The 6976-nt window shown below is 72.9% G+C and carries 6 protein-coding genes and 1 pseudogene; 3 read left to right on the forward strand and 4 right to left on the reverse strand.

Translation table 11 applies throughout. The features are described from left to right. A partial coding sequence (locus VK640_15150) for a multicopper oxidase domain-containing protein (GenBank protein HTE74515.1) occupies window positions 1–661 on the forward strand: 661 nt, incomplete at its 5' end. Between the two features lie 25 nt (window positions 662–686). On the opposite strand, the pseudogene VK640_15155 reads toward VK640_15150, so the two are convergent. The 4 genes and pseudogenes from VK640_15155 to VK640_15170 form a co-directional block, all read right to left on the reverse strand. Continuing rightward, a pseudogene (locus tag VK640_15155) lies at window positions 687–2552 on the reverse strand (glycoside hydrolase family 15 protein). Window positions 2553–2656: 104 nt separating this feature from the next. Next, window positions 2657–3730: a nitroreductase gene (locus VK640_15160; GenBank protein HTE74516.1), complete on the reverse strand. Its 1074-nt coding sequence runs from the start codon at window positions 3728–3730 to the stop codon at window positions 2657–2659. 72 nt (window positions 3731–3802) lie between these two features. Then, window positions 3803–4915, reverse strand: coding sequence for a PQQ-dependent sugar dehydrogenase (locus VK640_15165; protein ID HTE74517.1), 1113 nt, complete (start codon window positions 4913–4915; stop codon window positions 3803–3805). Continuing rightward, complete coding sequence (locus VK640_15170; GenBank protein ID HTE74518.1) at window positions 4912–5841, reverse strand: lysyl oxidase family protein; 930 nt, start codon at window positions 5839–5841, stop codon at window positions 4912–4914. Before VK640_15170 ends, VK640_15165 begins: the two co-directional genes overlap by 4 nt. Before the next feature lie 235 nt (window positions 5842–6076). On the opposite strand from VK640_15170, the gene VK640_15175 reads away from it, so the two are divergent. Next, the gene (locus VK640_15175) at window positions 6077–6367 is read left to right on the forward strand and encodes a hypothetical protein (GenBank protein HTE74519.1); all 291 of its coding nucleotides are present in this window, start codon (window positions 6077–6079) and stop codon (window positions 6365–6367) included. Between the two features lie 55 nt (window positions 6368–6422). Then, on the forward strand, window positions 6423–6976 hold a 554-nt coding region (locus tag VK640_15180), incomplete at its 3' end, for a heme peroxidase (protein ID HTE74520.1).

The raw sequence follows: 6976 nt of genomic DNA on the forward strand, positions 1-6976 counted from the left end.
CATCGTCGGGAAGGTGGTGCTCGTGCCGGCCGGGGGCCGGGTCGACCTCGAGGTCGACGTGCCGACGACCGGCACGCGGGTCGACGTTGGCGGGGGCACCGCTGTCGTCCTCGGGCCGCGCGGCGGGCGGGTGGTGGCCGAGCCGGAGCCGCAGGTCGCGGTCGACCTGCTGTCCTACGGCCGCTCCTCGGCCGACCTGCCCTTCGACCCGCAGCGGGCGGACCGGCGCTTCGACTACGACATCGGCCGTCGGATCGGTTTCCTCGACGGCCGCCCCGGCTTCTGGTGGACGATCAACGGCCACCAGTTCCCGGACGTGCCGATGTACGTCGTCGACGAGGGTGACCTCGTCGTCATGACCATCCGCAACGACAGCGGCGACTCGCACCCGATGCACCTGCACGGCCACCACGCCGTCGTGCTCAGCCGCGACGGGGTGGAGTCCTCGGGTGCTCAGTGGTGGGTCGACTCGCTGCAGGTCGAGGACGGCGAGTCCTACGAGATCGCCTTCGTGGCCGACAACCCGGGCATCTGGATGGACCACTGCCACAACCTGCCGCACGCGGCCGAGGGACTCGTCGCGCACCTGGCCTACAACGGTGTGCGGGAGCCGTTCGTGGTCGGCCGCGAGGTCGGGGACGCGCACAACCAGCCGGAGTGACGGCGGATGACGGCTCGGTGACGGTTCAGGAGTCGGAGGGGTCCTCGGGCGACGTCAGCTCCTCGGCGCGGATCACGTGCATGACCGCGTTGATGAGTGCGAGGTGGGTGAACGCCTGCGGGAAGTTGCCCAGGTGCCGCCCGCTGCGCGGGTCGATCTCCTCCGCGTAGAGCTCGAGCGGGCTGGCGTAGGCCAGCAGCCGCTCGCACAGCTTGCGCGCCGAGTCGAACTCCCCGATCTCGGCGAGGGCCGACACCAGCCAGAACGAGCAGATCGTGAAGGTGCCCTCCTCGCCGCGCAGCCCGTCGTCGGTCTCGTCGACGCGGTAGCGCAGCACCAACCCGTCCTCGGTGAGCTCGTCGGCGATGGCCAGGACGGTGGCCCGGATCCGCGGGTCGTCCGGCGGCAGGAACCGCATCAGCGGCATCAGCAGCAGCGACGCGTCCAGGGCGGTCGAGCCGTAGCGCTGGACGAACACACCGCGCTCGTCGATGCCGCGGGTGCAGATCTCGGCGCGGATCTGGTCGGCCAGGGCCTGCCACTTCTCGGCGTACTCCAGGTCGTCGTGCATCCGCGCCAGCTGCGAGCCGCGGTCAAGGGCCACCCAGCACATGAGCTTGCTCGAGACGAAGTGCTGCGGCGCGCCGCGCACCTCCCAGATGCCGCGGTCCGGCTGCTCCCAGTGCTCGGCGGCGGCCTCGACCTGGCGCTTGAGCACCGGCCACAGCGACTCGGGCAGCTGGTCGCGCGACCGGGCGTGCAGGTAGACGGAGTCCAGGACGGCACCCCAGACGTCGTGCTGCTTCTGGTTGTACGCCGCGTTGCCGACCCGCACCGGGAAGGCACCCTCGTAGCCGGACAGGTGCGGCAGCGACTCCTCCGCGAGCTCCCGCTCGCCGCCCACGCCGTACATGATCTGCAGGTCCTGGCCGTCGCGGCAGCCGTCGGCGACGAAGTAGAAGAAGTCGTTGGCCTCCCGGTCGAAGCCGAGAGTGTAAAGGCCCCACAGGGCGAAGGTCGAGTCCCGGACCCAGGCGTAGCGGTAGTCCCAGTTGCGCTCACCCTGCGGCGTCTCCGGGAGGGAGGTGGTGGCGGCGGCGAGCAGGGCACCTGTGGGGGCGTACGTCAGGCCCTTCAAGGTGAGCGCGCTGCGCTGCAGGTAGCTGCGCCACGGGTGGTCGGGGAAGTCGCCCAGGGTGATCCACTGCCGCCAGTACTCCGAGGTGCGCCGCATCCGCTCGTCGGACTCCTCGAAGCTGCGCGGGGGCGGCAGCGGCGACCAGGACAGCGCGACGAAGTGCGCGTCGCCCTCCACCATCCGGGTGCGGGCGTGGATGCCGGCGCCCTCGATGCCAGGCCGGAGGTCGGTCGACAGCCGGACCGTCAGGTCGCAGTCGTCGGCGGTCGCGACCAGCTCGCCGTAGCCGGTGCCGTCGTACTCCCAACGCGGCTCGGTCCGGCCGTAGTCGAACACCGGCTCGCAGCTCATCAAGAGGTCGACCGCGCCGCTGACGCACCGCACCGACCGGACCAGGCAGTGCTCGGCATCGAAGTCCGTGGGGGAGCGGCGATGGGTCCTGGACCGCTGGTCCACGTTGTGCCAGGGACCCATCGTCAGGGCGTCGCGGACGATCAGCCATCCAGTGCGTGTCTGCCAGGTCGTCTCGATCATCAGGCTGCCGGGCAGGTAGCGCCGTGCGGCGGGCACCATCTCGTCGTACGGCCCGAGGCGGAAGCTACCGGCGCCGCGGTCGAGCAGCGCGGTGAAGATGCTCGGCGCGTCCGGCCGGGGAAGGCACATCCACTCGACCGCACCGCTCGGCGCGATCAGGCAGTTCGTCTCGCAGTCCGACAGGAAGGCGTAGTCGGCTATCGGCGGGAAGGGGCTGCGGCCGCCGATGCGGTCCGGTCGCCATGCCGTGTAGGCGAGCGCTGCGTCGTCCACCATGAGCACGATGGTGACCCCTGTGACGGCGCAGCACCAGGGTTCGCTGGTCAGCCGGTGTGGAGGCGCAGCTCCGGCAGCGGGCGACGGGGCGTCGGCGGCACCGGCTCGCCGTGCCCGATCCGCAGCAGCACCTGGGCCGCGGCGCCGGCGCCGGGGGCCAGCGTGACGAGGGCCGGCCTGAGCCGGGGGTGCTCCAGCGGCTGGTTGAGCAGCGAGGCGTGCAGGCCGGCCGTCGTCACCTCGAGCCACAGCCGCTGCAGCGCCTGACCGGCCCGGACCCAGTCGGCCGGCTCGTCACCGGTCGTGCCGAGGAGGGCGAGCGTGGGGGCGGTCTCGAACGCCGCCGACTCGCGCACCGCGGACACGCCGATGCCGAGGTCCCGGACGGCTCCGACGGAGGACCCGTCGGCCGCGGCCGGCCGCGGGCCGAGGGACGCGACCGGGATGCCGGAGGTGCGACCCCGCCCGCCCACGTGGGCGGCTCGCTCGCCGAGCAGCGCCGGGTCGCCGGCCTCGGCGGCCTCCGCGGTGCGCAGCAGGCCGACGACGGCCGCCACCGACGACGGGTCGACGACCGGGCGCAACCTAGCGCCCTCGGCGGCAGCCGCCGCCGTCAGGATGTCGAGCAGGACGGCCGGCACCGGCTCGTCCCGGAACGGCCGCCGGTTGGTCCGGCGGGTCCAGATCGCGGGGAACAGGCGGGCGAGTGCCGATTGGGAGCCGCCCGGTGGGTTGCCGGTGACGCGGACCCGGGCCACCAGGAAGGGGGCGTCGGACCGGCCGCTCAGGCGGTCCTCCAGCGATGCGGTCAGACCCGGGTCGATCTCGGTGTCGGCGGCCAGCGCCAGGTGAGCCAGCGCCACCCGCACGTCGAGCACGGCGGCTCCGACGCTGACCAGCATCGACCGGCCCTCGGGGTCGCCGTGCCGGAGCCGTCGGGAGGGGTCGGCATAGAGGTCGACGCCGGCGGTTCCGCCGGCTTCGGCAACATCGACGGCGAGCAGCCACGGCTGGGTGTTGTGCACCGACGGGGCCGCTGCGGCGGCGCGCAGCAGCAGCTCGGCGCCGTCCGGGATCAGCGGCCCGGCCATCGGCGCGGTCGGCGTGCGTGGTGCGGTCACGCGCTTCAGGGTCGTCGGCCCGGCGGGAGCCGACTACCGACGAAGGTCCCGACGTCCCGGGACATGTCGACGTCAGCCCAGCGCGATCCGGATCACCCGGTCGTCGGTCGACCCGGGCGACCCGCGCCCGTCGCGGTTGGACGTCGTGATCCACAGCGAGCCGTCCGGGGCCGCCGCGACCGCCCTGATCCGGCCGAAGCGGCCTGCGAAGTGGCGCCGCTTGCGACCGGCGTTGTCGCCGGTCAGCCGCACCGAGTAGAGGCACTGGCCGCGCAGCGCCCCGAGCCAGGCCCGACCGCGGGCCACCGCGACGCCGGCCGGCGAGCAGATCGAGGTCGGCGACCACTCGGCGAACGGGTCGCGATAGCCGCCGGACCCGTCGCTGCCCTCGACCCGCGGCCAGCCGTAGTTGGCGCCGGCGACGATGCGGTTGAGCTCGTCGGTCTCCTTCTCGCCGAACTCGCTGGCCCACAGGTTGCCGCGGGCGTCGAACGTGATGCCCTCGACGTTGCGGTGCCCCATCGACCAGGTGCGGTTGCCGAACGGGTTGCCCGGCGCCGCGTCTCCGGTTGGCGTCACCCGCAGCACCTTGCCGCCCAGCGAGCCCCGGTCCTGCGCGTTCGACGAGTCCTCACCGTCACCGGTCGACACGTAGAGCAGCCCGTCGGGCCCGAACGCGAGGCCGCCGCCGTTGTGGTGAACGCTCATCGGGATGCCGCCGAGCACGAGATGCCGCTTGCCCAGCCGGCCGTCCGCGAGGCGCATGCGGACGACCCGGTTGTCGCTGCGCGTCGACAGGTAGGCGTAGACCCAGCGGTTGGTCGCGAAGCCCGGGTGCAGAGCGAGCCCGAGCAGCCCGCTCTCCCCGAAGCTGGACTTCTGGCTGAACACCGAGAGGTCAGCCACCTGGCGGCGGCCACCGCCCCGCCGGACGACGTGCACGTTGCCGCTGTCGCGCTCGCCGACCAGGGCGTCGCCGCTCGGGAGGAAGGCGATGCCCCACGGCACCGACAGGTTCTTGGCGAGCACCCGGTCGACCCGAGGAGCTGCCTCGGCCGCGCCCGGCGCCAGGACACCGGCGCCGGCCAGCAGACCGCCCGCGGTGGCCAGGCCGCCCTTCAACAGCGTCCGGCGGTCGATCCCGGTCGACAGCACGGGCACGGCGCTCCCGCGGTCGGCGGTCACAGGCAGCGCTCGGGTGGTCGGAGGTGCACCTTCTCGCCGCGGATCCCGAAGGCGGCGACGGAGGAGTTGTTGAGGTCGTTGCCCTCGACGAGCTGGTTGACCGGGTCGACGACGGTCTGCAGGCAGTACAGCCCGTCGGCGAGGCCCTCGGGCAGCACGAGCCGCTGCCCCGCCAGGAAGCTCTGGTAGATGTCCATCCAGCCCACCGAGATGCCCTGGGGCGACCTCTTCGTGCAGGTGCCGTAGACCTCCCGGTAGGTCCAGGTGCCGTACTCGGCAGGCACCCGGGCGGTGTCGCGCAGGCAGAAGCTCACCTTGCGCCGGTAGCTGACGACCGCGTCGCCGTTGCGCGGGTCGACCAGCGAGTACTGCGCCGACGCCTTGAAGTGCCAGTGGTCGTGCGTGGGGTGGTAGAGCATGCAGCCGGCGCGGTGCCGCCAGACGCTGACGTCCTGGAGGCGGTTGTAGACGCCGTTGAGGTTCGTGTCGCTGTAGACCAGCTGGGTCGAGTTCTGCTGACCGGGCGGGCAGGGCTGGCTCTGGTTCGGCCGGACCTCGAGCGGGCCGCTGCCGACGTTTCCCAGCGACGACTCGAACCGCAGGACCCGGACGCCGGTCTTCTTGCGCACCTTGAGCTCCGGGTCGGCGGCCGGGATGGCGACCAGGTCGGGCATCAGCAGCGTGACCGGCGTGACGGTGGGGGTCGGCGTGGGTGGTGGCGGGGTCGGCGTCGTCGGCGTTGGCGTTGGCGTCGCGGGGTCCGGCGGCGGATCTGTCGGGCTGGTCGACGTGTCGGTCGGTACGGGGTCGTCCAGCGGTGGCGTGGTGCCGGCGTTGGCCACCGGCAGGGCGCCGGCGGCCAGCACGCTGACCAGCGCCGCCGCGGTGGTCGCGAGCCCCGCCGCGACCAGTGGTCCTGACCTCATCCGCCCCCCGAGTGCTCGTCGCCGTGCCGCGACTGTCGCCTGACCGCAGGTTACGGGGCGATCGGGCGATCCACCTGCGCGATCCCGCGTGTCGCCGCGTGAAGGGTGATCGGACCTGACGAAACCATTACCTTCCTGGCGGTCCCGGCCGGTTGACAGAGTGCGTCGCCGCGGTCACCTTCGGTGCAGGGGGGCGGGTCAGCTCGACGATCCGCGCACAGATCCTGGGGGGATCATGGGCTCTTACCTGCGCACGCACCTGAAGGCCATCTGGTCGGCCTTCGCGAGCGGGGTCATCGCGTTCCTGTCGTCGCTGCTCACCGCGCTCCAGGGGGAGAACAGCGGGTTCGGGACGATCACCGACGGTCAGTGGGTCACGGCCTTCCTGGCCTTCTTCGTGGCCCTGGTCGGCACCGGGGCGGTCACCAACCGAGTCAGCAACCGGGAGCCGGTCTCCGGCGACGGCAGCCTCGCGCCGGTGATACGCAGGGCCCGGCGCCGTCGGGTGCGCGCCGCACTCGGCTGATCCGCGCGGCACCTGCCGCACGGCCCGCGAACAACCGGCGACCTTGGGGGGTCCGGTGGACAAGCACGGCTCGGAGACGTACGTCCTCCTCGGTGAGGGGCTGGTCGGCGAGAGCGGGGGCGGGCGTGACGCCGCGGCCCGCACCACCCTCGAGGCGGCGGCACCGCCGTTCCGCTTCCGGCGGGTCGGGCCCAAGGGCGACCAGCTCGGCGAGGCGGTGCGACGGCGCCTGGCGAGCGCGATGACCTCAGGCGGTGGTGGGACGTCGAGCGTCCCGGCGGGATACACCTACCTGGGTCAGTTCGTGGACCACGACCTGACCTTCGACCGCACCACGGTGATGCTGGGCACCGACGTCTCGCCGGCGGACCTGCTGCAGGGGCGCTCGCCGACGCTGGACCTCGACTCGCTCTACGGCGCCGGGCCGCAGAACCCGGCGTCGGCGAAGTTCTACTCCGACGACCGGCACCTCAGGACCGGCCGCACCGCCCGCGCCGGTGGTGACCTGGCGATGGACGGCTTCGACCTGCCGCGTGCGGGGACCGGCACCACCAGGAAGCAGAAGCGGACGGCGGTCATCCCCGACCCGCGCAACGACGAGAACCTCGC

The sequence above is a fragment of the Actinomycetes bacterium genome (genome assembly GCA_035489715.1).
Taxonomy (GTDB): domain Bacteria; phylum Actinomycetota; class Actinomycetes; order JACCUZ01; family JACCUZ01; genus DATHAP01.

Coding starts and splice junctions, on each gene's coding strand:
- VK640_15175 (HTE74519.1), top strand. CDS start 6,077: ATGGGCTCTTACCTGCGCACGCACCTGAAGGCCATCTGGTCGGCCTTC.
- VK640_15170 (HTE74518.1), bottom strand. CDS start 5,841: ATGAGGTCAGGACCACTGGTCGCGGCGGGGCTCGCGACCACCGCGGCG.